Origin of the sequence: Antarcticimicrobium sp. (assembly GCF_029212575.1) — a bacterium.
In the GTDB taxonomy this organism is placed as follows: Bacteria; Pseudomonadota; Alphaproteobacteria; order Rhodobacterales; family Rhodobacteraceae; genus Antarcticimicrobium.
Genome location: NZ_JARGPK010000095.1, coordinates 114,371 through 137,530 on the forward strand (window position 1 = coordinate 114,371; position 23,160 = coordinate 137,530).

Here is a 23,160-nt window from a genome sequence, read left to right on the forward strand (position 1 = left end):
GTGGCGCCCGCGCGCCCGCCGAAGGGATAACGATCTCAGGCGAAAGGACAGAGGGGGCATCGCATGGCGGACGCAGCTCCGCCTGGAATGGGATGCCGGAGGAGTTCGTCGAGACGGCCCCGGTTGCAGACAGGACGGGCCATGACGGAACTGCTCAGAACGCCGCTCTACGATCTTCATGTGGAACTTGGCGCCAGGATGGTGCCCTTTGCCGGCTACGAGATGCCGGTTCAGTACCCCGCCGGCATCATGGCCGAGCATACCCACACCCGCGACAAGGCCGGGCTGTTCGACGTCAGCCACATGGGCCAGGCGGTGCTGCGCGGCGCCAGCTATGCCGCAAGCGCCCGCGCCTTTGAGGCGCTGGTGCCGATGAACGTGCTGGACCTGGGCGAGGGGCGGCAACGCTATGGCCTGTTCCTGAACGACACGGGCGGCATCCTGGATGACCTGATGTTCGCCAACCGGGGCGATCACCTGTTCGTGGTGGTCAACGCCGCCTGCAAGACCGAGGATATCGCCCGCATGACGGCGGCGCTGGAACCCGATGTTGCGGTGACCGCGCTGGAGGACCGCGCGCTCCTGGCGTTGCAGGGGCCGCGCGCCGAGGCGGTTCTGACCGAACTGGCGCCCGAGGCCGCCGCGATGCGCTTCATGGATGTGCGCACGATGGAGCTTGACGGGGTGGAGGCCTGGGTCTCGCGCTCGGGCTATACCGGCGAGGACGGCTATGAGATTTCGGTGCCCGCCGACCGGGCCGAGCGGCTGGCGCGGGCGCTTTTGGCGCATGACGACGTAGCCCCGATCGGGCTGGGCGCGCGCGATTCGCTGCGGTTGGAGGCCGGGCTCTGCCTTTATGGCCATGATATCGATACCGAAACCCTGCCGGGAGAGGCCGGCCTTGCCTGGGCGATCCAGAAGGTCCGCCGCACTGGCGGCGACCGCGCCGGCGGCTTTCCCGGCGCGGCGCAGGTCCTGGACCAGCTCGACAGCGGCGCGGCGCGCAAGCGCGTCGGCCTGCGCCCGGAGGGGCGCGCACCGATGCGCGAGGGGGTCGATCTTTTCGCCGCGCAAGAGGGCGGCGCGCCGGTGGGCCGGATCACCTCGGGCGGCTTCGGCCCCACCGTCGGCGCCCCCGTCGCCATGGGCTATCTGCCTGCCGACATCAGCGCCCCGGGTACGACCGTCTATGGCGAGGTTCGCGGCAAGCGGCTGCCCGCGACCGTGACCGCGCTGCCCTTCGTTCCTGCCAATTTCAAACGCTAAGTCACGTCCAAGAGGGAAACCCAATGAAATACACCGAAGAACACGAATGGCTGCTGCCCGAGGGCGAGCTGATCACCGTGGGCATCACCGAACACGCCGCCGAGCAACTGGGCGATGTGGTCTTTATCGAACTGCCCGAGCCCGGCACCGAGGTCACCAAGGACGACGAGATCGTCGTGATCGAGAGCGTCAAGGCCGCCTCCGACATCCTCGCCCCGCTTGACGGCGAGATCGTCGAGGTGAACGAGGCGCTGGTCGACAACCCCGGGCTGGTCAACGAGGATGCGCTGGGCGAGGCCTGGTTCTTCAAGATGAAGGTATCCGACATGTCGCCGATGGACGACTACATGGACGAGGCCGCCTACAAGGAATTCATCGGGTGAGGCGCGCCCGGAAAACGGTCCAGCGGACCTTTTCCAACGCCGAACGGGCAGAGCCCCGGATAACCCGGTGATCGCCGAGTGTCGGGGGCGGGACGCCCCCGGCAGAAGTATTTTTTGCAGACAAGAAGATCAGGGGCGGTGCCTTAGCGGTGCTGCCGTTGCCAGGGAAAGCTGCCATGACCTACACGCCCACCGATTACCTGCCCTATGACTTCGCCAACCGGCGCCATATCGGCCCCTCGCCCAAGGAGATGGACGAGATGCTCGCCGTGGTCGGCGCCGACAGCCTCGCGGATCTGGTCGACCAGACCGTGCCCAAGGCGATCCGCCAGGCATCCAAGCTGGATTTTGGCAAGCCCAAGTCCGAGCGCGAGCTGCTCTGGTACCTGCGCCGGGTGGCGGAGAAGAACAAGGTCCTGACCTCGCTGATCGGGCAGGGTTATCACGGCACGGTGACGCCGCCGGCGATCCAGCGCAACATCCTGGAAAACCCGGCCTGGTACACCGCCTATACCCCCTATCAGCCGGAAATCAGCCAGGGCCGGCTGGAGGCGCTGCTGAACTTCCAGACCATGATCAGCGACCTGACCGGGCTCGAGGTCGCCAATGCCTCGCTGCTGGACGAGGCAACCGCCTGCGCCGAGGCGATGACCATGGCGCAGCGGGTGGCGAAATCGAAGGCCAAGGCGTTTTTCGTCGATGAAAACTGCCACCCGCAGAACATCGCGGTGATGCGGACCCGTGCCGCGCCGTTGGGGATCGAGGTGATCGTGGACGCGCCGGAGGATCTGGAGGCCGACAAGGTCTTCGCCGCGATCTTCCAATACCCGGGCACCTACGGCCACCTGGGCGATTTTTCCGCCCCGATCGCCGCGCTGCATGAGGCAAAGGCGGTGGCGATCATGGCGGCCGACCCGATGGCGCTGACCCTGCTGAAGGAACCCGGCGCAATGGGTGCCGACATTGCCGTCGGCAGCGTCCAGCGGTTCGGCGTTCCGATGGGCTTTGGCGGCCCGCACGCCGCCTACATGGCCTGCCGCGACGCGTTCAAACGCAACATGCCGGGCCGGATCGTCGGCGTCAGCGTCGACAGCCACGGCAACCGCGCCTATCGGCTGTCGCTGCAGACCCGCGAACAGCATATCCGCCGCGAAAAGGCGACCTCCAACGTCTGCACGGCGCAGGCGCTGCTGGCGGTGATGGCCTCGTTCTACGCGGTGTTCCACGGCCCCGAGGGGCTGCGCGCCATCGCCCAGCGCATCCACCGCAAGACCGCGCGGCTGGCCGCCGGGCTGGAGGCGGCCGGCTTCAAGGTGGAACCGGAAACCTTTTTCGACACCATCACCGTCGATGTCGGCCTGTTGCAGCGCGGCGTGCTGCAGGCCGCCGTGCGCGAGGGGGTGAACCTGCGCCGGGTGGGCAGTTCCAAGGTCGGCATCACGCTGGACGAACAGACCCGCCCGGACACCATCGAGGCGGTCTGGCGCGCCTTTGGCATCATCATGGAGGCCGACCCGAGCGAGGTCGAGTATCGCCTGCCGGATGCTCTGTTGCGTGAAAGCCCCTATCTGGAGCACCCGATCTTCCACATGAACCGGGCCGAGACCGAGATGATGCGCTACATGCGCCGGCTGGCCGACCGCGACCTGGCGCTGGACCGGGCGATGATCCCGTTGGGGTCGTGCACGATGAAGCTGAACGCGGCGGCCGAGATGATGCCGATCTCCTGGCCCGAGTTTTCCGACCTGCACCCCTTCGTGCCCGCCGACCAGGCCCGCGGCTATGCCGAGATGATCGCCGATCTCTCCGCCAAGCTGTGCCAGATCACCGGATACTCCGCCTTTTCGATGCAGCCCAATTCCGGCGCACAGGGGGAATACGCCGGTCTTCTGACCATCTCGGCCTGGCACCGGGCGAACGGGCAGGGGCATCGCAAGGTCTGCCTGATCCCGGTCAGCGCCCATGGCACCAACCCGGCCAGCGCCCATATGGTGGGCTGGGATGTGGTGGTGGTGAAATCGGCCGAAAACGGCGATATCGACCTCGACGATTTCCGCGCCAAGGCCGAGAAACACGCCGACAATCTCGCCGCCTGCATGATCACCTACCCCTCGACCCACGGGGTGTTCGAGGAAACCGTGCGCGAGGTCTGCCAGATCACCCATGATCACGGCGGCCAGGTCTATATCGACGGCGCCAACCTGAACGCGATGGTGGGGCTTGCCCGGCCCGGCGACGTCGGCGGCGACGTCAGCCACCTGAACCTGCACAAGACCTTTGCGATCCCGCATGGCGGCGGCGGTCCCGGCATGGGACCGATCGGCGTGCAGGAGCATCTGGTGCCGCATCTGCCCGGCCATCCCCATACCGGCGGCACAGAGGGGCCGGTCTCGGGCGCGCCGTTCGGCTCGGCCTCGATCCTGGCGATCAGCTGGGCCTATTGCCTGATGATGGGCGGCGAGGGGCTGACCCAGGCCACCCGCGTGGCGATCCTCAATGGCAACTACATCGCCAAGCGGCTCGAGGGCGCCTATGACGTGCTCTACAAGGGCGGCCAGGGCCGGGTGGCGCATGAGTGCATCATTGACACCCGCCCCTTTGCCGACAGCGCCGGCGTCACCGTCGATGACATCGCCAAGCGGCTGATGGATTGCGGCTTTCACGCGCCGACGATGAGCTGGCCGGTCGCCGGCACCCTGATGATCGAGCCCACCGAGAGCGAGACCAAGGCCGAGCTTGACCGGTTCTGCGACGCCATGCTGGCGATCCGCGAGGAGATCCGCGCCATCGAGGAAGGCCGGATGGACGCCGAGAACAACCCGCTGAGGAACGCGCCGCACACCATGGAGGACCTGGTCAGGGAGTGGGAGCGCCCCTATTCCCGCGAACAGGGCTGCTTCCCGCCGGGCGCGTTCCGGGTCGACAAGTACTGGCCGCCGGTCAACCGGGTCGACAATGCCTGGGGCGACCGGCACCTGGTCTGCACCTGCCCGCCGGTCGCGGATTACGCCGAGGCGGCAGAGTAACGCGCGACGGGGCGGATCATGTGATCCGCCCTTTCGTTGCCCGGCGGGGCATTCGGGCGCCCGAATCAATGTCGCCCCGGGTCGAACCTTGGCGGGAATTGCCACCAGTTTTGCGTGTCGAAATTCCCGTTCGCAAATGCAGGTGCCGTCACGTTTCTCCTGCGGTGGAAGAAAACGCTTTGAATTTCAGGGGATGCACCCTGTGACGTTCCGTTATCGCGCTGGACATTCATCGCGCCGCCGCGCAGTCTTTGCCCAGGGCGCAGCGTCGGCTTTCAGTCGGCCAGACGGGAGGAGAGCCAAGATGAACATGTCATTCACCATACGGGAAGAGAACGCGGAACTGCTGGAGCGGGTCCGCAACATGATCCGCGACGAGGTCATGCCGCTGGAGGAGGAGTACGCGCAGGAGATCGCCAAGGGCAGCCGCTGGGAATACACCGAGCGCCAGTCGGAGATCCTCGAAGGGTTGAAGGCCAAGGCGCGGGCGCAGGGGCTGTGGAACTTCTGGCTGACTGACAGCGACAAGGGCTTTGGCCTGAGCACCGTCGAATACGCCTATTTCGCCGAGGAAATGGGCAAGACCCCGCTGGGCGCCGAGGTGTTCAACTGCTCCGCCCCCGACACCGGCAACATGGAGGTGCTGGAGCGTTACGGCACCGCGGCGATGAAAGAAGAGTGGCTCAAACCCCTGCTGGCGGGCGAGATCCGCTCGGCCTACCTGATGACCGAGCCCGATGTGGCCAGTTCGGACGCGACCAACGTGGCGATGTCATGCGTGCGTGATGGCGATCACTACGTGCTGAACGGCGAAAAATGGTGGTCCTCGGGCGCCGGCGATCCGCGCTGCAAGGTCTATATTACCATGGTCAAGACCGGCGGCGACGATGCGCCCAAGCACCAGCGCCATTCGATGATCGTGGTGTCCGCCGACACGCCGGGCATCGAGATCCTGCGCGCGATGGAGGTCTATGGCCACGACGACGCGCCGCACGGGCACATGCATATCCGCTTTACCGATGTCCGCGTGCCGGCCGAGAACCTGCTGGTGGGCGAGGGGCGCGGATTCGAGATCGCCCAGGGCCGCCTCGGGCCGGGCCGCATCCACCACTGCATGCGCGCCATCGGCCAGGCCGAGATCGCGCTGGAACGGATGTGCAAACGCTCGCTCGACCGCGAGGCTTTCGGCAAGAAGCTGGCCCAGCTTGGCGCCAACTACGACATTATCGCCGAATGCCGCATGGAGATCGAGATGGCTCGCCTGCTCTGCCTCAAGGCGGCCTGGTACATGGATCAGGGCGACGCCCGCGCTGCCGCCCCCTGGATCAGCCAGATCAAGGTTGTGGCCCCGCGCACCGCGCTCAAGGTCATCGACGAGGCGGTGCAGATGTTCGGCGGGGCCGGCGTGTCGCAGGATACCCCGCTTGCCACCGCCTGGACCCATGTGCGCACCCTGCGCCTGGCCGATGGCCCCGATGCGGTGCACCGCCGCCAGGTGGCGCGCGCCGAGCTGAAGAAGCACACACAGGAAAAGGTCTGAGCGGCACAGCCGCCGGAGGCATGATCAGGCGGCCCCCCGGGGCCGCCTTTTTTGTTGCCCGGGTTCCGTCGCGGCACCCCCGCCAAGGTTCATCTCCCCGTCACATAGTTTCACCCAACTGTCATCTGTCCTTCCTATGCACCGCGCAGCGGGCACCGATCCTGCCTTGCCAGTTTCAATGACGGGCCTGGGGTGGGGGCGCCCCCATCAGCCATGCCCAAGGAGAACGAGATGACCCTCAAGACCATTCTGACGGCCACCACGGCCCTCGCCATCGCCGCCCCGGCCTTTGCCGCCGACAAGGCACAGGTGCAGTTCTGGCACGCCATGGGTGGCGAACTGGGCAAGATCGTCGACAAGTTCGCGTCCGAGTATAACGCAGGCTCTGAGACCTGCCGGATCAACGCCATCTACAAGGGCAACTATACCGAGAACATGACCGCCGCGATCGCCGCCTTCCGCGCCGGCGAGCAGCCTCACGTCGTACAGGTGTTCGAGGTGGGCACCGCCACCATGATGGCCGCCGAGGACAAGGGCGCAGTCTATCCGGTCTACAAGCTGATGAAAGATGCCGGCGTCAATTTCGACCAGTCCGCCTATCTGCCGGCCGTCATCTCCTATTACACCGACACCGACAACAACCTGCTGTCGCTGCCCTTCAACAGCTCGACCCCGGTGATGTGGTACAACAAGACCGCGCTGGACGCCGCCGGCGTTGCCGTGCCCACCACCTGGAACGAGGTCGAAACCGCCGCCCGCGCCCTGAAAGCCAACGGGGTCGAAAAGCCGTTCTCGATGGGCTGGCAGTCCTGGACCCAGATCGAAAACTACTCGGCCTGGCACAACCTGCCGATGGCGAGTGAGGAAAATGGCTTTGCCTCGCTCAAGACCGGGTTCACCTTCAACAACGATGCCGTGGTCAATCACATCCAGCGCATCGCCGACATGGGCAAAGAGGGCCTGTTCGGCTACGGCGGCCGCCGGGGCGACTCGCGCGGGATGTTCGTGAACGGCGAAACCGCGCTGTGGATCAACTCCTCGGCCTATTACGGCGGCTTCAAGACCGACATCACTGACTTCGAGTTCGGCCAGACCATGCTGCCGCTGGACACCGCGGTTGCGGATGCGCCGCAGAACTCGATCATCGGTGGCGCCACCCTGTGGGTACTGAACGGCCACAAAAGCGACGAGTACAAATGCGTCGCCGAGTTCTTCAAATATGTCTCCGAGCCCGAGCAGCAGGCATTCTGGCACCAGAACACCGGCTATGTTCCGATCACCACCGCCGCCTATGACCTGTCCAAGGAGCAAGGTTTTTACGAGACCGATCCCGGCACCGACACCGCGATCAAGCAGCTGTCGCTGAACGCGCCGACCCCGAACTCCAAGGGAATCCGCTTCGGCAATTTCGTGCAGGCGCGCGACATTATCAACGAAGAGCTGGAGGCCGTCTGGGTCGGCGACAAGACCGCGCGCGAGGCGCTGGATGCGGCGGTCAAACGCGGCAACGCCCTGCTGCGCAAGTTCGAAGACGCCAACTCCTGACATCAGAAACGACGCGGGCGGCCCGGATCGGGTCGCCCCTGTCCTTAACGGCCTGACCCATGCAGAAACGTGTTATCTTTCGCTCCAAGTCGCTGCCCTATCTGCTGGTTCTGCCGCAGATCGTGATCACCCTGCTGTTCTTCTTCTGGCCCTCCTACCAGGCGCTGGAAAGTTCGTTCTTCATCGAAGACGCTTTCGGCTTTTCGCGCGAATGGGTTGGCTTGCGCAACTATGCCGAGCTGTTCGCTGATCCCGGATACCTGAGATCCTTTCGCACCACGCTGGTCTTTGGCCTGTCGGTGGCGGCGCTGGCGCTGGGAATGTCTTTGGGGTTGGCGGTGGCGGCGAACCGGGTGCTGCGCGCCGCGCAGATCTATCGCACCTTGTTGATCTGGCCCTATGCGGTGGCCCCGGCGCTGGCTGGCGTGATCTGGTATTTCCTGATGAACCCGTCGATGGGCATCGTCGCCTATTGGCTCGACGGGCTGGGAGTGGAGTGGAACCACTATGTCAACGGCGATCAGGCACTGCTTCTGGTGGTGATCGCCGCCGCTTGGAAACAGGTCAGCTACAACTTCCTGTTCTTCCTCGCCGGTCTGCAAAGCATCCCGAAATCGCTGATCGAGGCCGCCGCCATCGACCGCGCCGGTCCGATCCGCCGGTTCTGGACGATCACGCTGCCGCTGCTGTCGCCGACGACGTTTTTCCTGCTGGTGGTCAACCTCGTCTATGCCTTCTTCGATACCTTCGCGCTGATCCATGCCACCACCGAGGGCGGCCCGGCCGATGCCACCTCGGTGCTGGTGTTCCGGGTCTATAACACCGGCTTCATAGGGCAGGACTATGGCTCAAGCGCGGCGCAGTCGGTGGTGCTGATGACCTTGGTGATTGGCATGACCTTCGTCCAGTTCCGCTACGTCGAGCGCAAGGTGACCTACTGATGGTCGAGAACCGCCCGATCCTGAACTTTATCACCCACGCGGCGCTGATCCTCGGCGTGCTGTTTCTGTGCTTTCCGGTCTGGATGGCGCTGACCGCCTCCACCCACGCGCCCGAGGCGCTGTCGAAATCCCCGATCCCGATGTGGTTCGGCAACCAGGGCTGGGAAAACTACACTCAGCTTCTGTCCGCCGGGCTGCCCGCGGCGGGCGGCGTGCCGCTGGGCCGGATGATGCTGAACAGCCTGGTCATGGCGCTGGGCATCACCCTGGGCAAGATCGCGGTGTCGATCCTGTCCGCCTATGCCATCGTCTATTTCCGCTTGCCGTTCCGCATGGGGTTCTTCTGGATGATCTTCGTCACCCTGATGCTGCCGGTCGAGGTGCGCATCCTGCCCACCTTCGACGTGGTGACGAAACTGGGAATGCTCAACACCTATGCCGGGCTGATCGTGCCGCTGATCGCCTCGGCCACCGCCACCTTCCTGTTCCGGCAGTTCTTCCTCACCATCCCGGATGAGCTGGTCGAGGCCGCCCGCATCGACCGCGCCGGCCCGATCCGGTTCTTCCTCGACATCCTGCTGCCGATGAGCCGCACCAATATCGCAGCACTTTTCATCATCCTCTTCATCTACGGCTGGAATCAGTACCTCTGGCCGCTCTTGGTGACCACCGACGAGGGGCTCTACACCGTCGTCATGGGTATCCAGCGGATGGTCAATTCCGGGGAATCCCTGCCGGTCTGGCATTACGTGATGGGCACCGCCGTGCTGGGCATGATCCCGCCGGTGGTGGTCGTGGTGGCGATGCAGAAATTCTTCGTAAAAGGCCTGGTCGAAAGCGAGAAATAACAACATGGCAACGCTTCATCTGAATGCGCTTGGCAAGACCTATCCCGGCGGCGTGACCGCCGCCTCACGGGTCTCGGCAGAGATTGGCGACGGCGAATTCGTCGTGCTGGTCGGCCCCTCCGGCTGCGGAAAATCCACCATTTTGCGGATGATCGCCGGGCTGGAGACGATCACCGAGGGCGAGCTTTCCATCGACGGAACCCGCGTCAACGACCGCGAACCGGGCGAGCGTGACATCGCCATGGTGTTCCAGAACTACGCGCTTTACCCGCATATGAGCGTGCGCAAGAACATGGAATACGGGCTCAAGAACGAGGGGCTGCCAAGAGCGCGGATCGCCGAGCGCATCGCCGAGGCGGCGCGCACCCTGCGGCTCGAGGCGTATCTCGACCGCAAGCCGCGGCAGCTGTCCGGTGGCCAGCGCCAGCGCGTCGCCATGGGCCGCGCCATCGTGCGCAAGCCCAAGGTGTTCCTGTTCGACGAGCCGCTGTCCAACCTCGACGCCAAGCTGCGCACCCAGCTGCGCGCCGAGCTCAAGGCGTTGCACGACCGGCTCGGCGCCACCTTCGTCTATGTCACCCATGACCAGGTCGAGGCGATGAGTCTGGCCGACCGGATCGTGATCATGAATGCCGGACGGGTCGAGCAGGTGGGTACGCCGATGGACCTCTATCTGCGTCCGGCCAGCCGTTTCGTCGCCGAATTCATCGGCAGCCCGTCGATGAATATGCTGGAGGGCCGGATCGGCGCCGACCCGCAGCCGTCTCGAACCTGAGGGCGCGCCGGCGCTGTCCTTCGGCCTTGACCTGCCGGGCCCGGCAGGCCAACGCATCGCGCTGGGCATCCGGCCGGAGCATCTGGAACTGGCCCCGGAGAGCGGTGGCGCGGGCATGTTCCAGCTTTCGGTCAGTTTCATCGAGCAACTGGGCGCCGACACCGTGGTGCATGGCGCCGTGGCCGGAACCGCGGCGCCGCTGGTGGTGCGGCTGGCCGGGGTGCAACGGCAGCAGGCCGGGGCGGTGATGCCGCTGCGCTGCGCGGCCGAGGATCTGCATCTCTTCGATGCCGAAACCGGGCAGCGGCTGGGATCGGGCGCGTAGCCAGCCTTTTCCCGGTCCGCGCCAGGCGCGGCGCGAACAGCCCTGTCACCCCGCCTGCGCGGGGATGACAGCGTGCTTTCGCCAGGAACAGGGCGTGTGGCGCAGATGGCGGGCTGAAACCCGCCCTACGGGGTCACGCGAATGCGGGGCCTCCCACATTTGGTGCCTTGGCCAACCGATCCCTGCCCGCGCGGGGATGACAGCATGCTTTCCCAAGGGACAAGGTATCTCACAAATGGCGGGCTGAAGCCCGCCCTACCGGGGCGCGCAGCCCGTAGGCCGGGCTTCAGCCCGGCACCGCATCCCACCCATTGCCGACAAAACACAATCGAGGGCAGTGCGCCTTGAGGTCGGGCAAGGCCGGGAAGGCCTGTTCCGTGCCTTGCGCTCACTCCCCCTCGAAGGAACACAGGGCATGAACATCCATGCCCAACCCCTCCAGCACCCTGCGCCCGCCCAGGTCGGGAAGGTCGATGACGAAGGCGCAGCTGACGATATCGCCGCCCAGCCGCTCGATCAGCTTGATGCCGGCCGCGGCGGTGCCGCCGGTGGCCAAAAGATCGTCCACGACAAGGATCTTTTCCCCCGGCGCGATGGCGTCGTCATGGATCTCGACGATGGCCTCGCCGTATTCCAGCTTGTAATCCTGGCTGATCGTGGTGCCGGGCAGCTTGCCCTTCTTGCGGATTGGCACGAAGCCGACTGAAAGCTGGTGCGCGATCGCCCCGCCCAGGATGAAGCCGCGCGCCTCCAGCCCCACCACCTTGTCGATGCGCTCGCCCGCGTAGGGATGCAGCATCTGGTCGATCGCCATGCGAAAACCGCGCGGATCGGCGAACAGCGTGGTCACATCGCGGAACATGATCCCCTCGTGCGGAAAGTCCACGATGGTACGGATGTAATCCTTGACGGATGCGGGTTTGGCCATGGCGCTGCTCCGGATGTGGTCGACGCAGCGGGTTTGGCCGATGCGGCGCGCGCTTGCAAGACCCGCGTGCCATAGCAGTTCGGTCGCCAGCCCCGACGGGGCAGGGCGCGCGCTCAGCGCAGGGTCTTGCGAAAGCCGCGATAGAGCGAGGCCGGCAACCACATCAGATGCGGTTGTTTCCAGTCCAGCCGTTCGCGGATCAGGATCGCCCGTGCCGTATGAAGGTTCATTTGCCTTTCCTTTCATTTTGATGTTACGTCGATGGAATATCGACAAGCCCTATACAATGTATATACACGGGCTATACCAAATGCCAAGGGCCGGTGGGACAAAACGCGCGTGTCAAAGAAAGAAAGCAAGCCTTCCAGCAAGAAGAACAGCCAGTTGGTCCTGCGCCTCGACAAGGAGGAACGCGACGCCTTTGTCGAGCTGTGCAAGGAGATGGACACCAGCGCCGCGCGGGAAATCCGCCGCTTCATCCGCGAGTTCATGAAAGAGAACGCCGAAGGTTAGTCCCCGTTGCCGGGGACTTACCCTGTCTCAGACCGGACGCCGCAGCACCGCTGTCGCCAACCCCATCCCCATCAGCGTCAGACCGCCGGTGCGGGTCAGCCCGGTGATCACCCTTGGCCGCCCGATCCAGGCCCGCAGCCGGTCGGCCAGAAGCGCATAGGCCAGCGCGTTCAGCGCCGCCAGCCCGACGAAGGTGGCGATCAGCACCGCGAATTGCGGCACCAGCGGCAGGTCGGGCCGCAGGAATTGCGGCACGAAGGCGATGAAGAAGGCGATGGATTTCGGGTTCAGCGCGGTCACCGCTGCCGCATGACCGAATACCCCGTGCGCGGTGATGTCGCTCTGCCGCGCCATCGCCTGCATTCCGGATGAGGGCGCGCTGCGCAAGAGCGTCCAGCCCATCCAGAGCAGATACCCCGCGCCGACCCATTTCAGCACCGAAAACAGCGCCGCACTGGCCAGCACCAGCGCCCCCAGCCCGGCCAGCGAGGCAGTCATCGCCGTGAGATCCCCCAGCGCCACCCCGGCGGCACTGGCCAGCGCCACGCTGCGCCCCTTGCTCAGCGCATAGCTCAGCACCAGAAGGACGGTGGGGCCGGGGATCAGCAGCAGCACGGTAGAGGCGGCAACAAAGGCCAGCCAGAGGTCGAAAGACATCATCATACTCCCTCAAACAATGGCGCAGATTGGCCGTGCAAACCGCGACATGCAGGACCGCCTTTATCTCAGCCGTTCAGCACCCGGCCCGCTACCGCATCGAGCTTGGCCACCAGCGCCGGGTCGCGCTTTTCCGGTGCGGTCATGATGGCAAACTCCAGAGCCCGGTCGCAGCCGCAGGGGCAGGGCGCCCGCTCTGCCCCCAGCAATCCGGGCAGCCGGCGCACCTTGTCGCGGCCCTTGTGGGCGTTGCCGGTCAGCGTGGCGATGATTTCGGTGATCTCCACCGCGCCGTGCTCGGGGTGCCAGCTGTCGTAATCGGTGATCATCGCAACGGAGGCATAGCAAAGCTCGGCCTCGCGGGCGAGCTTGGCCTCGGGCATGTTGGTCATGCCGATCACGTCGGCGCCCCATTGCTCGCGGTACATCCGCGACTCGGCAAGCGATGAGAATTGCGGCCCCTCCATCGCCAGGTAGGTGCCGCCACGATGCACGGTGATCCCCGCGTCCCGCGCCGCCGTTTCGCAGGCATCGCCCAGCCGCGAACAGGTGGGATGCGCCATGCTCACATGCGCGACGCAGCCACTGCCGAAAAAGCTCTTGTCGCGGGCGAATGTGCGGTCGATGAACTGGTCGACGATGACGAAATCGCCCGGCGCCAGCTCCTCGCGGAACGAGCCGCAGGCGCTGATGGAGATCACGTCCGTCACCCCCAGCCGCTTCAGCGCGTCGATATTGGCGCGATAGGGCACATCGGTGGGGCTCAGGTAATGGCCGCGCCCGTGACGCGGCAGAAACGCCAGATCGACGCCGTCAAGCCGCCCGGTCAGGATCTCGTCCGAGGGGGTGCCCCAGGGGCTGTCCACCCTGACCCAGCGGGCGTCCTCCAGCCCCTCGATCTCGTAAACGCCCGATCCACCGATCACGCCGATTTTGGTTCTGGTCATGCTGCTTGCCCCATCTGTCTGTCGCGGGAGAGATTAGCCACGGCAGGGGCGGATGCAACCGGCACTCGCCCCGACGGGCGACAGGAACCGGCATTATCGCGCTCGGGGCTTGCCTCGCCTGCGCGCTCGTTCCACAACGCCTGCAACGACACGCGGGAGGCGCTTTCCTTGGTCTTTCTCACCATCCTTCTGGGGCTGTCGCCCTCCTTCCTGCTGGTCGGCCTCGGCGGGATGCTGCGCAACCGGCTGTCGGCCAACGCCTGGCAGGGGCTTGACCGGCTGAACTTCGAGATCCTGTTTCCCGCGCTGCTCTTCGTCGCCGCCTCCAGCCGGCCGATCGCCCCGGCGCAGGTCATCGCCATCGCGCCGCTGGTCTGGGCGATCCTGCTGTCGGGTCTGCTGGCGGGCGCGCTGGCGCGGCGCTTCGGGCCGCAGCGGTTCCTCGATTTCGCCGGCTGCTGGCAGACCGCCTGGCGGTTCAACACCGCGCTGGGCTTTGTCGCCGTCGGCACGCTCAGCCGCGCCGACGCCGGGCTTTTGGCGGTCACGGTGGGCATGGCGGTGCCGGTGGCCAACCTCTTTGCTGTCTCGGCGCTGTCGCGCGGCAATGCGCTGGGGCTGCGGGCGACGCTGGTCAAGGTGGCGCTCAACCCGTTCCTGCTGGCCAGCGTCGCCGGGGTGATCGTTGGGCTCTCGGGCTGGAGCGTTCCGGCGCCGGTGCTGGCCCCGCTCAGGATGCTGGCGCAGGCGGCGATCCCGGTGGCGCTGATTTCCATCGGCGCGACGATGAACTGGGGCGCGCTGGCGCGGCTCGACCGGTTCAGCGCCATGCTTACCGGCACCAAGCTGGTGCTGTTGCCGGCGCTGGTCTGCGCGGCCGCGCTGATCACCGGCGCCACGGGGCCGCTGGTCGCGGTGCTGGTGCTTTTCGCGGCGCTGCCCACCGCCTCGGCGGCGCATGTGCTGGCGGCGGGATTCGGTGCCAACCGCGAGTTGGTGGCGACCCTGATCGCCCAATCCACCCTGCTCAGCGCGGCGACGCTGCCGGTCTGGATCACCGTGGCCGAACTGCTGTTCTGAGGCGCAGGGCCGTCGCGCGCCAACCGCCAGAGATGTCATACCGGGCTTGATCCGGGATCTCCCCGAACCTTTGAGACCCCGGCTCTGCGGCCGGGGTGACAGGGCACGCGGCGCGCAAACACTGTCATCCCGGACTTGATCCGGGATCACTCCGAACCTTTGAGACCCCGGCTCGGGGGCCGGGGTGACAGGGCGCGAGGCACAAACGCTGTCATCCCGACCTGTCATCCCGGCCTCGATCCGGGATTTCCCGACAAATGCCGCCCGCCGCCTCAGTCGTCGGGGCGGATCATTTCGAACACCTCGGTCACATGGCTGTAGTCGCGATAGCCCAGCCGCGCCAGCGGCTGGAATACCCGCACGTCGAACCGCCCGTCGCGGATGCAGTCGTCGCGCATGTGCACGCCGACGACCTCGCCCAGCACCAGCACGTTGTTCTGCCCTTCCAGCGGCACGATCTGGGTCACCCGGCATTCCAGCGCGGCGGGCGCATCGGCGATGCGGGCGCAGTCGATCTGCGAACACTCCGCCGCCGTCAGCCCGGCATGGGCGAACTCGTCCACCTCTTTCGGCAGGGTGGCGGAGGTGGCGTTGAGCGCGTCGCGCCGGGCGTATTCGGCCACGTTCACGCAGAACACCCCGGTGTCGCGGATATTGGCGACACTGTCCTTGCTGTCCTCCTGGTCCGGTTTCTGCCCGGTGCTGGCGAACATCACCTGCGGCGGGGTATAGGCGACCCCGTTGAAAAAGGAATAGGGCGCGAGATTGTTGACCCCTTGCGAATCCCTGGTCGAGATCCAGCCGATCGGGCGCGGCGTGATGATCGCGTTGAACGGGTTGTGCGGCAACCCGTGGCCGTCCTCGGGGCGATAGAACATGCGCGTCTCCAGTTGTTTGCCCAAGGGGTAACGTCGTGCTAGGGCGATTTCCAGCTTGGAATGAGAGGCTTGGGCACAGGTGATCGCATTGCAACCCGAAAGCCCCGCCGATTGGTGGGAAGTCGAGGCACTTTACGACCTGTGCTTCGCGCCAGGGCGCGAGGCGCTGTCGTCGTACCGTTTGCGCGACGGCGTCGATCCGGTGGCGGGCCTGTCGATGGTGGCGCGCGACAGCGACGGCACCGTGGCCGGCGCGATCCGGTTCTGGCCGGTGCGCGTGGGCGACGCGCCGGCGCTGCTGCTGGGACCGGTGGCCGTGCATCCCACCCACCAGGGCGAGGGGCTGGGCGCGCTGCTGATCAACCAGGGGCTCGCCGCCGCTCGCGCGGGCGGCTGGGCGCGGGTGATGCTGGTGGGCGACGCGCCGTATTACGGCCGTTTCGGCTTCACCCGCCTCGACGGGGTCGAGATGCCGCCGCCCACCAACCCCGACCGAATCCTCGGCCGCGAGCTCGAGCCCGGCGCCTGGGCCGGGGTGCGGGGGCCGGTCACCCGCTGGACCGGGTGTGACGGGGCGCGGGATTGAATTCCACGCCGCGCGTGCCAATGTTCTGAAGCATGGACAACGAGGCGACGGCCCATGCCCAATGACGTGATTCACACCGCTCCGGTCGATGCCGAGGTGGAACTGGACCGGCTCGCCGCGCGCTACCGCGACGCGGGCGGGCCGGGGCTGCGCCTGCTGACGGCGCTGGGCGGGCGTGCCGAGGGGCTGCTTGACAGGCTCCCGGCCGAGCTGCGCGACGGGTTGGGGGTGGCGACCGAACGGGCGCTGACGCTGGCCATGCGCACCGCGCAAGGCAGCCGCGGGGTGATCCCGGATCAGCCCGGCTGGGTCGATATCGCCGCCACCGCCGCGATGGGCGCAGCGGGCGGGTTCGGCGGGCTGCCCGGCGCGCTGGTCGAACTGCCCGCGACCACCACGGTGCTCTTGCGCTCGATCCAGGGCGTCGCGGCGCAAACCGGGTTCGATCCCGGCGCCGAGAACGTGCAGTTCGACTGCATCCGCGTCTTCGCGGCCGCCGGGCCGCTGGCCCATGACGACGGCGCCGACCTGGGGTTCCTGTCGCTGCGGCTCACCCTGACCGGCGGCACGGTGCAAAAACTGATCGCCAGTGTCTCGCCCCGGCTGGCCGCCGTGATGGGCCAGAAGCTCGCCGCGCAAAGCGTGCCGCTCTTGGGCGCGGTGACCGGGGCGGGGACCAATTATCTCTACACCCGCTACTACCGGGAAATGGCGCATGTGCATTTCGGCCTGCGCCGTCTGGCCATCGACGCCGACATCCCGCACCCCGAGCTGGTGTCGGGACTGGCCGCGCGCATGGGCCCGGCGCTGCGCTGAGCGGGGCGGCGCCGGGGCGCAGGATCCGAACTCCCCGAAACGCCGCGAATTCCGTACGTTTTGGCAACACCTGGCAGCGTCGCGCGCCACGCCACTTGATCTTGACGATGCTGTGGATATTTAATCCAAGACCCCACGATGGTGTCCTAGAATGATCCAATACGCTTTGAAATGTGCCGAGGGGCACGCTTTTGACAGCTGGTTCAAATCCGCCGAGGCCTTTGACAAACTGGCCGCGGCGGGCCTGGTGCAATGCGCCATCTGCGGCAGCGCCCAGGTGGAAAAGGCGATGATGACCCCGCGCGTGAGCCCCGGGCGCAAGGCCGCCGACCCCGCGCCGGACTCGACGCCCGAGCGCCCCCTGAGCCAGCCCGCCAGCCCGGCCGAGCAGGCCATTGCCGAACTGCGCCGCAAGGTCGAGGAAAACTCGGATTACGTGGGGAAGAATTTCGCCTCCGAGGCCCGCGCCATCCATGAGGGCGCGGCGCCGCAACGCCCGATCTACGGCGAGGCCAGGGCCGAGGACGCCCGCGCCCTGATCGAGGACGGGGTGCCCGTGGCCCCCTTGCCTTTCACCCCGAACCGAAAGACCAACTGAACCCATGCATGTTCTGATCACCGGCACCGGGCGCGGCATCGGTCGCGCGCTGGCCGACCGCTACCGCGCCGCCGGCCATGCGGTGACCGGCACTGCCAGAGACGGCAGCGCCGAAATCGCGCTCGACGTCACCGACCCGGAGGCGCAGCGTGCCATGGCGGCGCGGTTGGTCGGGCAGCCGGTCGATCTGCTGGTGTGCAATGCCGGGGTCTACCTGGACAAGGGACAGATACTGGAGGGTGGCTATCCGGCCGGGATGTGGGCGCAAAGCTTTGCGGTGAACGTCACCGGCGTGTTCCTGACCGTGCAGGCGCTGCTGCCCAATCTTCGGGCGGCGCCGGGTGCCAGGATCGCGATCATCTCGTCGCAGATGGCCTCGCACAGCCGCGCACCGGGCGGCAGCTACATCTACCGCGCCTCGAAGGCCGCCGCGCTGAACCTCGGGCGCAACCTGGCTGCCGACCTGCGCGGCGAGGGGATCGCCGTGGGCATCTATCATCCCGGCTGGGTGCAGACCGATATGGGCGGGCCCGCGGCGGAGATCACAGTGGATCAGGCCGCCGACGGGCTGGTGGACCGATTCGCCGCGCTGGATCTGGAGCACACCGGCTGTTTCGAAACCTGGGACGGGCGCGCGCACGCCTATTGAGGGCGCGCGGATAGGCCGGTTCGCGGGCAAGACGGTCGTCAGATTGCCTGTTCTTGAAGGTCATCAACGCGCCGGAGCAAGCCCCAGACAAAGGCCAGAAGCAGGCTGAGAAAGATCATTTCACCGCCCTCTTCCAGCATGCCCACGAGTCCGGCCGCCAATGAGCGATCAGGAAGGCTGCTGTGTATCACGTCCATGCCGACGGCGCTGACCACAACCCCGGCGAAGAACATCAATCCGGGTAGAATCAACCGCCTGTCTCGGGAATTCGACATCCACCATCCTGCGCCCAGGCATGCAACCGCCGGAATGCCCAGAGACGCCCAGGCGATGAGTTCACCAACAACCCCCTGCATGGCTCCGAAGTACCGATAAATCGTGAATTCGTCGACCAGCCACAAGGTGCCGCGCTCGTGCAATCCGATACTGTCGTCGAGCAGGCAGATAAGAAACAGACCACCCAGCCCGAGAAATATCGGCTTCCGGCTTTTCATGAAACACGCAACCACGGCTCCGATAGTCAATGCCCATTTGATATAGCTGAAGATTTCACCGCCGCCCCAGTCCCGGTCTACATTGAAAAAATCCGGCCAGACCTCGACAACGCCTCGCATTGTCAGAAGGCCGAAGACCGCATGAATAACCAGGAACATGCAGTCGGCGGCAAGAAACCCTATGAGAAATCCACGATGAAACATCCGGGATGATTCTCATGTTTTTTCGTGTAAGGCAAAAAGTATTGTTTTTATCGTCCCGGAAATCCGGCCTGGCGGGGTGCGTTGGGTTTCTCTTTTTTGACAAATGCCACTATTGACGCCGCGCGGCAAAGCCTGCCGGTGCCGGGGGCGCGTGGATTGACCCCGTAAGCCCTGCGTGCCCCTTGCCAGCGCTGAGCATCCGGCCTTCCTGCGAGCTCTTTGGCTCCGCTTTGGGCTGTGACCGGCCTGTTGCACCCGTGAATGACCCCGCCTGAGGAGATTGCCGGGGCGGCCACGGCCCAGGACACCAACCTGCCGTTTCCCCAGCCCCTTGTGGCCATGGTTTCCGAGGGACAACTGGCGGCACGCGTGACGCCATCGCTCTTGCGCCACGCCTGCGCTGCGCGTAAACCGCGCCGGAATTCGGGACCCAGGGGAAAAACGCATGCCCGTCCTCGTGATGAAATTCGGTGGCACCTCGGTTGCCAACCTCGATCGTATCCGCCGCGCCGCCAAGCGCATCGGCGTCGAGGTGGCCAAGGGCTATGACGTGATCGTCATCGTCTCGGCCATGTCCGGCAAGACCAATGAACTGGTCGGCTGGGTCGAGGAAACCTCGCCGCTGTTCGATGCGCGCGAATACGATGCGGTGGTCTCCTCGGGCGAGAATGTGACCGCCGGGCTGATGGCGCTGACCCTGCAGGAAATGGACGTGCCGGCGCGCAGCTGGCAGGGCTGGCAGGTGCCGCTGAAGACCACCAGCGCCCATTCGGCGGCGCGGATCGTGGATATCCCGCCCACGAACATCACCCAGAAATTCGCCGAGGGCATGCGGGTGGCCGTTGTCGCGGGGTTCCAGGGCCTGAGCCCCGAGGGGCGGATCACCACCCTGGGGCGGGGCGGGTCGGACACAACGGCGGTGGCCTTTGCCGCCGCCTTCGGCGCCGAACGCTGCGACATCTACACCGATGTGGACGGCGTCTATACCACCGACCCGCGGATCTGCGCAAAGGCGCGCAAGCTTGACAAGATCGCCTTCGAGGAAATGCTGGAGCTGGCCAGCCTCGGGGCCAAGGTGTTGCAGACCCGCTCGGTCGAGCTGGCAATGCGCTATGGTGTGAAACTGCGGGTGCTGTCGAGTTTCGAGGAACAGTCAGACAAAGCGGGCACGCTTGTCTGTGCCGAGGAGGATATCATGGAATCCAACGTTGTGAACGGCGTCGCCTATTCCCGCGACGAGGCCAAGCTGACGCTGCTGTCGGTGGCCGACCGGCCCGGGGTCGCCGCCACGATCTTTTCCGCGCTGAGCGAGGCGGGGGTCAACGTGGACATGATCGTGCAGAACATCTCGGAAGAGGGGCGCACCGACATGACGTTTTCCTGCCCAACCAACGAGGTCGCCCGCGCCGAGGCGGCGCTGGACAGGATCAAGCAGGACGGCCATCTGAACTATGCCGAACTGGTGGCCGATACCGATGTCGCCAAGGTCTCCGTCGTCGGCATCGGCATGCGCAGCCAGTCGGGCGTGGCCGCCAAGATGTTCAAGGTGCTCTCCGATGAGGGGATCAACATCAAGGTCATTACAACCTCAGAGATAAAGATTTCCGTGCTGATCGACCGGAAATACATGGAACTTGCGGTTCAGGCGCTGCATGATGCCTTCGAACTGGACAAGGCGGCCTGAGTTCCTTTTTCTCGGGCGGTCTGACACCGCATAGTGAACGAGGCCCATGCCCGACGGCACGGAAAGCGAAAGTCGCAAGCTGCTCAAGCGGCTGCGCGAGGTCATGGCGGGCAGCGATGCCGGCCAGACCCGATTGGACAAGATCACTCATCTGATCGCCGACAGCATGGGAACCGAGGTCTGCTCGGTCTACCTGTTCCGCGATTCCGAGACGCTGGAGCTTTGCGCGACCGAGGGGCTGGACGCCGGCGCCGTGCACCACACGCGGATGCGGCTGGGCGAGGGGCTGGTCGGCCGGGTGGCCCGCACCGGCCGCGTGGTCAACACGCCCGATGCCCCGGCCGAGCCCGGGTTCCGCTACATGCCCGAAACCGGAGAGGAACGCTATTCCTCCTTCCTTGGCATCCCGGTCCAGCGGCTGGGTGAATCCCTGGGCGTGCTGGTGGTGCAGTCGCGCGACGCGCGGGTGTTTTCCGCCGACGAGGTCTATGCGCTGGAGGTGGTTGCCATGGTCATCGCCGAGATGACCGAACTGGGTGCCTTCGTGGGCGAGGGGGCGGCGCTGTCGCCGCTGCATCAGCGCTCGGTCCTGATTCGCGGGATCAGCGGACAGGAGGGCGCGGCCGAGGGGCATGTCTGGCTGCACGAGCCGCGGGTGGTGGTCACCAACCCGATCGCGGAGGACCCGCAGCGCGAGGGTGAGCGACTGCACGAAGCGGTCGAGCAATTGCGCGTCGGCGTCGACAAGATGCTGGAACTGTCGCGCGGGGCCGACAAGGAGCAGCTCGAGGTGCTCGAAGCCTACCGGATGTTCGCCAATTCCAAGGGTTGGATGCGGCGGATGGAAGAGGACATCGCGCGCGGGCTTTCGGCCGAGGCGGCGGTGGAAAAAGAACAGAGCCTGGCGCGCAACCGGATCGCCCAGGCGCAGGACAGCTACCTGCGCGAACGGCTGTCCGACCTCGACGACCTGTCGAACCGGCTGCTGCGCATCCTGACCGGCCAGGGCAACAATACCGGTGCCGACATGCCGCCGGACCCGATCCTGATCGCCCGCAACATCGGCCCCGGTGACCTGTTGGAATATGGGCGCGGCTTGCGCGCTGTCGTGCTGGAGGAGGGGTCGGTCGGCTCGCATGCCGCCATCGTCGCAAGGGCGCTGGCCATTCCGCTGGTGGTGCGCGCCGCCCGGATCACCACCGAGGCGCTGAACGGCGATCAGATCATGGTCGACGGCGATCAGGCGCTGGTGCACCTGCGCCCCGATGAGACCGTGGTTAGCGCCTTCCGCGACAAGATCGCGATGCGCGCCGAGGCGCAACAGCGCTATGCCTCGATCCGGGAAAAACCGGCCACGACCCTTGACGGCCAGACGGTCGAGATGCACATGAATGCTGGCCTGATGGCCGATCTGCCCTCGCTTGACGGCTCCGGCGCCGAGGGGGTCGGCTTGTTTCGCACCGAGCTGCAATTCCTGGTCCGCAACAAGATGCCCAGGCGGTCGGAGCTGGTGGCGCTCTACGCCCGGGTTCTGGATGCGGCCAAGGGCAAGCGGGTGGTATTCCGGACCCTCGACATCGGGTCGGACAAGGTGCTGCCCTACATGAAGCCCAACGACGAGCCGAACCCGGCGCTGGGCTGGCGCGCGATCCGCGTCGGGCTGGACAAGCCCGGCGTGATGCGGATGCAGTTGCAGGCGCTGATCCGTGCCGCCAACGGCAGGCCGCTGACGGTGATGTTCCCCTTTGTCGCCCAGTTCGAGGAATACCGCGCCGCCCGCGCCGAGGTGGACAAGACCATCGCACGCGAAAAGAGGCTGGGTCATCCTCTGCCGGGAACGCTCGAGATCGGGGCGATGCTGGAGACCCCGTCGCTCGCCTTCGCGCCGCAGAAATTCTTCGACGAGGTTGGCTTCCTTTCGATCGGGGGCAACGATCTGAAACAGTTCTTTTTTGCCGCCGACCGCGAGAACGAGCGCGTACGCCGCCGCTACGATACGCTGAACGTGAGCTTTCTCAGCCTGATCGAGCGGATCGTCGAGCGCTGCGAATGCTCCGACACCCCGCTCAGTTTCTGCGGCGAGGATGCCGGCCGTCCGATCGAGGCGCTGTGTCTTGCCGCGATCGGCATCCGCTCGCTGTCGATGCGCCCGGCTTCGATCGGGCCGGTCAAGAGCCTGTTGCTTCGCAGCAACCTGGCCGACGTGCGCAAGGTCATCTTCGACGCCCGCCATCGCGGCGACCAGTCGGTGCGCCCGGCGGTCATGGAATACCTGCGCGACCTAAGCTGAGCCCGGCTCAGATCTCCAGCCTGATCCGGTGCCCCGGCGCATGGGCCATCCGCACATAGGTCACCGGGGCGCCCGGCCCGTAGGTGCGCCGCTCCAGGATCATCAGCGGCGCGTCGGGCGCGCAGCCAAGCTGCACGGCCTCCTGCGCGCTGGCCGGCGCGGCGCTGTAATCGAGGATACCATGGGC

The 23,160-nt window shown here is 66.0% G+C and carries 21 protein-coding genes and 1 pseudogene; 16 read left to right on the top strand and 6 right to left on the bottom strand.

The features are described 5' to 3' along the window. The first annotated feature begins 141 nt into the window (after window positions 1-141). From gcvT to ugpC, 8 genes and pseudogenes are all read left to right on the top strand, one after another. A complete protein-coding gene (gene gcvT, locus P1U75_RS20415) occupies window positions 142-1,266 on the top strand; it encodes a glycine cleavage system aminomethyltransferase GcvT (protein ID WP_300246672.1) in 1,125 nt (374 codons plus the stop codon). A 23-nt stretch (window positions 1,267-1,289) separates the two neighbouring features. Continuing rightward, window positions 1,290-1,649, top strand: a complete 360-nt coding sequence (gene gcvH / locus P1U75_RS20420; RefSeq protein WP_300246673.1) for a glycine cleavage system protein GcvH — start codon at window positions 1,290-1,292, stop codon at window positions 1,647-1,649. Window positions 1,650-1,825: 176 nt separating this feature from the next. Further along, the gene (gcvP, locus tag P1U75_RS20425; RefSeq protein WP_300246674.1) at window positions 1,826-4,675 is read left to right on the top strand and encodes an aminomethyl-transferring glycine dehydrogenase; all 2,850 of its coding nucleotides are present in this window, start codon (window positions 1,826-1,828) and stop codon (window positions 4,673-4,675) included. A 304-nt stretch (window positions 4,676-4,979) separates the two neighbouring features. Beyond that, window positions 4,980-6,215: an acyl-CoA dehydrogenase family protein gene (locus tag P1U75_RS20430; RefSeq protein ID WP_300246675.1), complete on the top strand. Its 1,236-nt coding sequence runs from the start codon at window positions 4,980-4,982 to the stop codon at window positions 6,213-6,215. 231 nt (window positions 6,216-6,446) lie between these two features. Beyond that, window positions 6,447-7,760 (top strand): sn-glycerol-3-phosphate ABC transporter substrate-binding protein UgpB, encoded by a 1,314-nt coding sequence (gene ugpB, locus P1U75_RS20435; protein ID WP_300246676.1) that lies wholly within the window; start codon window positions 6,447-6,449, stop codon window positions 7,758-7,760. Window positions 7,761-7,819: 59 nt separating this feature from the next. Then, window positions 7,820-8,701, top strand: coding sequence for a sn-glycerol-3-phosphate ABC transporter permease UgpA (gene ugpA / locus P1U75_RS20440; protein ID WP_300246679.1), 882 nt, complete (start codon window positions 7,820-7,822; stop codon window positions 8,699-8,701). Continuing rightward, complete coding sequence (ugpE, locus tag P1U75_RS20445) at window positions 8,701-9,549, top strand: sn-glycerol-3-phosphate ABC transporter permease UgpE (protein WP_300246680.1); 849 nt, start codon at window positions 8,701-8,703, stop codon at window positions 9,547-9,549. The genes ugpA and ugpE overlap by 1 nt, the downstream gene beginning before the upstream one ends. A 4-nt stretch (window positions 9,550-9,553) precedes the next feature. Further along, a pseudogene (ugpC, locus tag P1U75_RS20450) lies at window positions 9,554-10,649 on the top strand (sn-glycerol-3-phosphate ABC transporter ATP-binding protein UgpC). Window positions 10,650-11,037: 388 nt separating this feature from the next. On the opposite strand, the gene P1U75_RS20455 reads toward ugpC, so the two are convergent. After that, entirely contained in the window at window positions 11,038-11,577 is a 540-nt protein-coding gene (locus P1U75_RS20455) for an adenine phosphoribosyltransferase (protein ID WP_300246681.1), read from the bottom strand. A gap of 339 nt (window positions 11,578-11,916) precedes the next feature. Between P1U75_RS20455 and P1U75_RS20460 the strand changes: the two genes are divergently transcribed. Then, entirely contained in the window at window positions 11,917-12,090 is a 174-nt protein-coding gene (locus P1U75_RS20460; RefSeq protein WP_300246683.1) for a hypothetical protein, read from the top strand. Window positions 12,091-12,117: 27 nt separating this feature from the next. On the opposite strand, the gene P1U75_RS20465 is transcribed toward P1U75_RS20460, so the two are convergent. Both P1U75_RS20465 and P1U75_RS20470 read right to left on the bottom strand, forming a co-directional pair. After that, on the bottom strand, window positions 12,118-12,747 hold the full coding sequence (locus tag P1U75_RS20465) for a LysE family translocator (protein WP_300246685.1): 630 nt from the start codon (window positions 12,745-12,747) through the stop codon (window positions 12,118-12,120). Between the two features lie 68 nt (window positions 12,748-12,815). Then, the gene (locus tag P1U75_RS20470; protein WP_300246687.1) at window positions 12,816-13,694 is read right to left on the bottom strand and encodes an S-methyl-5'-thioadenosine phosphorylase; all 879 of its coding nucleotides are present in this window, start codon (window positions 13,692-13,694) and stop codon (window positions 12,816-12,818) included. 168 nt (window positions 13,695-13,862) lie between these two features. Between P1U75_RS20470 and P1U75_RS20475 the strand changes: the two genes are divergently transcribed. Further along, complete coding sequence (locus P1U75_RS20475; protein WP_300246689.1) at window positions 13,863-14,774, top strand: AEC family transporter; 912 nt, start codon at window positions 13,863-13,865, stop codon at window positions 14,772-14,774. A 272-nt stretch (window positions 14,775-15,046) separates the two neighbouring features. Here the strand turns inward: P1U75_RS20475 and P1U75_RS20480 are convergent, their stop codons facing one another. Further along, window positions 15,047-15,652: a flavin reductase family protein gene (locus tag P1U75_RS20480; protein ID WP_300246691.1), complete on the bottom strand. Its 606-nt coding sequence runs from the start codon at window positions 15,650-15,652 to the stop codon at window positions 15,047-15,049. A gap of 79 nt (window positions 15,653-15,731) precedes the next feature. Here P1U75_RS20480 and P1U75_RS20485 point away from each other — a divergent pair, with 79 nt between their 5' ends. From P1U75_RS20485 to P1U75_RS20500, 4 genes are all read left to right on the top strand, one after another. Beyond that, complete coding sequence (locus P1U75_RS20485) at window positions 15,732-16,238, top strand: N-acetyltransferase (RefSeq protein WP_300246692.1); 507 nt, start codon at window positions 15,732-15,734, stop codon at window positions 16,236-16,238. Window positions 16,239-16,292: 54 nt separating this feature from the next. Beyond that, on the top strand, window positions 16,293-17,054 hold the full coding sequence (locus tag P1U75_RS20490) for an EcsC family protein (RefSeq protein WP_300246693.1): 762 nt from the start codon (window positions 16,293-16,295) through the stop codon (window positions 17,052-17,054). A gap of 151 nt (window positions 17,055-17,205) precedes the next feature. Next, window positions 17,206-17,652: a DUF1178 family protein gene (locus tag P1U75_RS20495; protein ID WP_300246695.1), complete on the top strand. Its 447-nt coding sequence runs from the start codon at window positions 17,206-17,208 to the stop codon at window positions 17,650-17,652. A 4-nt stretch (window positions 17,653-17,656) separates the two neighbouring features. Next, complete coding sequence (locus tag P1U75_RS20500) at window positions 17,657-18,301, top strand: SDR family NAD(P)-dependent oxidoreductase (protein ID WP_300246696.1); 645 nt, start codon at window positions 17,657-17,659, stop codon at window positions 18,299-18,301. Window positions 18,302-18,339: 38 nt separating this feature from the next. Here P1U75_RS20500 and P1U75_RS20505 read toward each other — a convergent pair whose 3' ends face one another. Further along, window positions 18,340-18,999 (bottom strand): hypothetical protein, encoded by a 660-nt coding sequence (locus P1U75_RS20505; RefSeq protein WP_300246697.1) that lies wholly within the window; start codon window positions 18,997-18,999, stop codon window positions 18,340-18,342. Between the two features lie 445 nt (window positions 19,000-19,444). On the opposite strand from P1U75_RS20505, the gene P1U75_RS20510 reads away from it, so the two are divergent. Together P1U75_RS20510 and ptsP are read left to right on the top strand one after the other, a co-directional pair. Further along, window positions 19,445-20,683: an aspartate kinase gene (locus P1U75_RS20510; RefSeq protein ID WP_300246698.1), complete on the top strand. Its 1,239-nt coding sequence runs from the start codon at window positions 19,445-19,447 to the stop codon at window positions 20,681-20,683. A gap of 46 nt (window positions 20,684-20,729) precedes the next feature. Next, on the top strand, window positions 20,730-22,973 hold the full coding sequence (gene ptsP / locus P1U75_RS20515) for a phosphoenolpyruvate--protein phosphotransferase (RefSeq protein ID WP_300246699.1): 2,244 nt from the start codon (window positions 20,730-20,732) through the stop codon (window positions 22,971-22,973). Between the two features lie 7 nt (window positions 22,974-22,980). Here the strand turns inward: ptsP and P1U75_RS20520 are convergent. Further along, a partial coding sequence (locus P1U75_RS20520) for a UTRA domain-containing protein (RefSeq protein ID WP_300246700.1) occupies window positions 22,981-23,160 on the bottom strand: 180 nt, incomplete at its 5' end.

What these genes read in the sequence shown, in the direction of transcription:
- ugpA (WP_300246679.1), top strand. Translation starts at nt 7,820, where the DNA reads ATGCAGAAACGTGTTATCTTTCGCTCCAAGTCGCTGCCCTATCTGCTG.
- P1U75_RS20500 (WP_300246696.1), top strand. Translation starts at nt 17,657, where the DNA reads ATGCATGTTCTGATCACCGGCACCGGGCGCGGCATCGGTCGCGCGCTG.
- P1U75_RS20465 (WP_300246685.1), bottom strand. Translation starts at nt 12,747, where the DNA reads ATGTCTTTCGACCTCTGGCTGGCCTTTGTTGCCGCCTCTACCGTGCTG.
- P1U75_RS20490 (WP_300246693.1), top strand. Translation starts at nt 16,293, where the DNA reads ATGCCCAATGACGTGATTCACACCGCTCCGGTCGATGCCGAGGTGGAA.
- P1U75_RS20505 (WP_300246697.1), bottom strand. Translation starts at nt 18,999, where the DNA reads ATGTTTCATCGTGGATTTCTCATAGGGTTTCTTGCCGCCGACTGCATG.
- ptsP (WP_300246699.1), top strand. Translation starts at nt 20,730, where the DNA reads ATGCCCGACGGCACGGAAAGCGAAAGTCGCAAGCTGCTCAAGCGGCTG.
- gcvH (WP_300246673.1), top strand. Translation starts at nt 1,290, where the DNA reads ATGAAATACACCGAAGAACACGAATGGCTGCTGCCCGAGGGCGAGCTG.
- P1U75_RS20470 (WP_300246687.1), bottom strand. Translation starts at nt 13,694, where the DNA reads ATGACCAGAACCAAAATCGGCGTGATCGGTGGATCGGGCGTTTACGAG.
- P1U75_RS20455 (WP_300246681.1), bottom strand. Translation starts at nt 11,577, where the DNA reads ATGGCCAAACCCGCATCCGTCAAGGATTACATCCGTACCATCGTGGAC.
- ugpB (WP_300246676.1), top strand. Translation starts at nt 6,447, where the DNA reads ATGACCCTCAAGACCATTCTGACGGCCACCACGGCCCTCGCCATCGCC.
- P1U75_RS20495 (WP_300246695.1), top strand. Translation starts at nt 17,206, where the DNA reads ATGATCCAATACGCTTTGAAATGTGCCGAGGGGCACGCTTTTGACAGC.
- P1U75_RS20480 (WP_300246691.1), bottom strand. Translation starts at nt 15,652, where the DNA reads ATGTTCTATCGCCCCGAGGACGGCCACGGGTTGCCGCACAACCCGTTC.
- gcvP (WP_300246674.1), top strand. Translation starts at nt 1,826, where the DNA reads ATGACCTACACGCCCACCGATTACCTGCCCTATGACTTCGCCAACCGG.
- ugpE (WP_300246680.1), top strand. Translation starts at nt 8,701, where the DNA reads ATGGTCGAGAACCGCCCGATCCTGAACTTTATCACCCACGCGGCGCTG.
- P1U75_RS20430 (WP_300246675.1), top strand. Translation starts at nt 4,980, where the DNA reads ATGAACATGTCATTCACCATACGGGAAGAGAACGCGGAACTGCTGGAG.
- gcvT (WP_300246672.1), top strand. Translation starts at nt 142, where the DNA reads ATGACGGAACTGCTCAGAACGCCGCTCTACGATCTTCATGTGGAACTT.
- P1U75_RS20510 (WP_300246698.1), top strand. Translation starts at nt 19,445, where the DNA reads ATGCCCGTCCTCGTGATGAAATTCGGTGGCACCTCGGTTGCCAACCTC.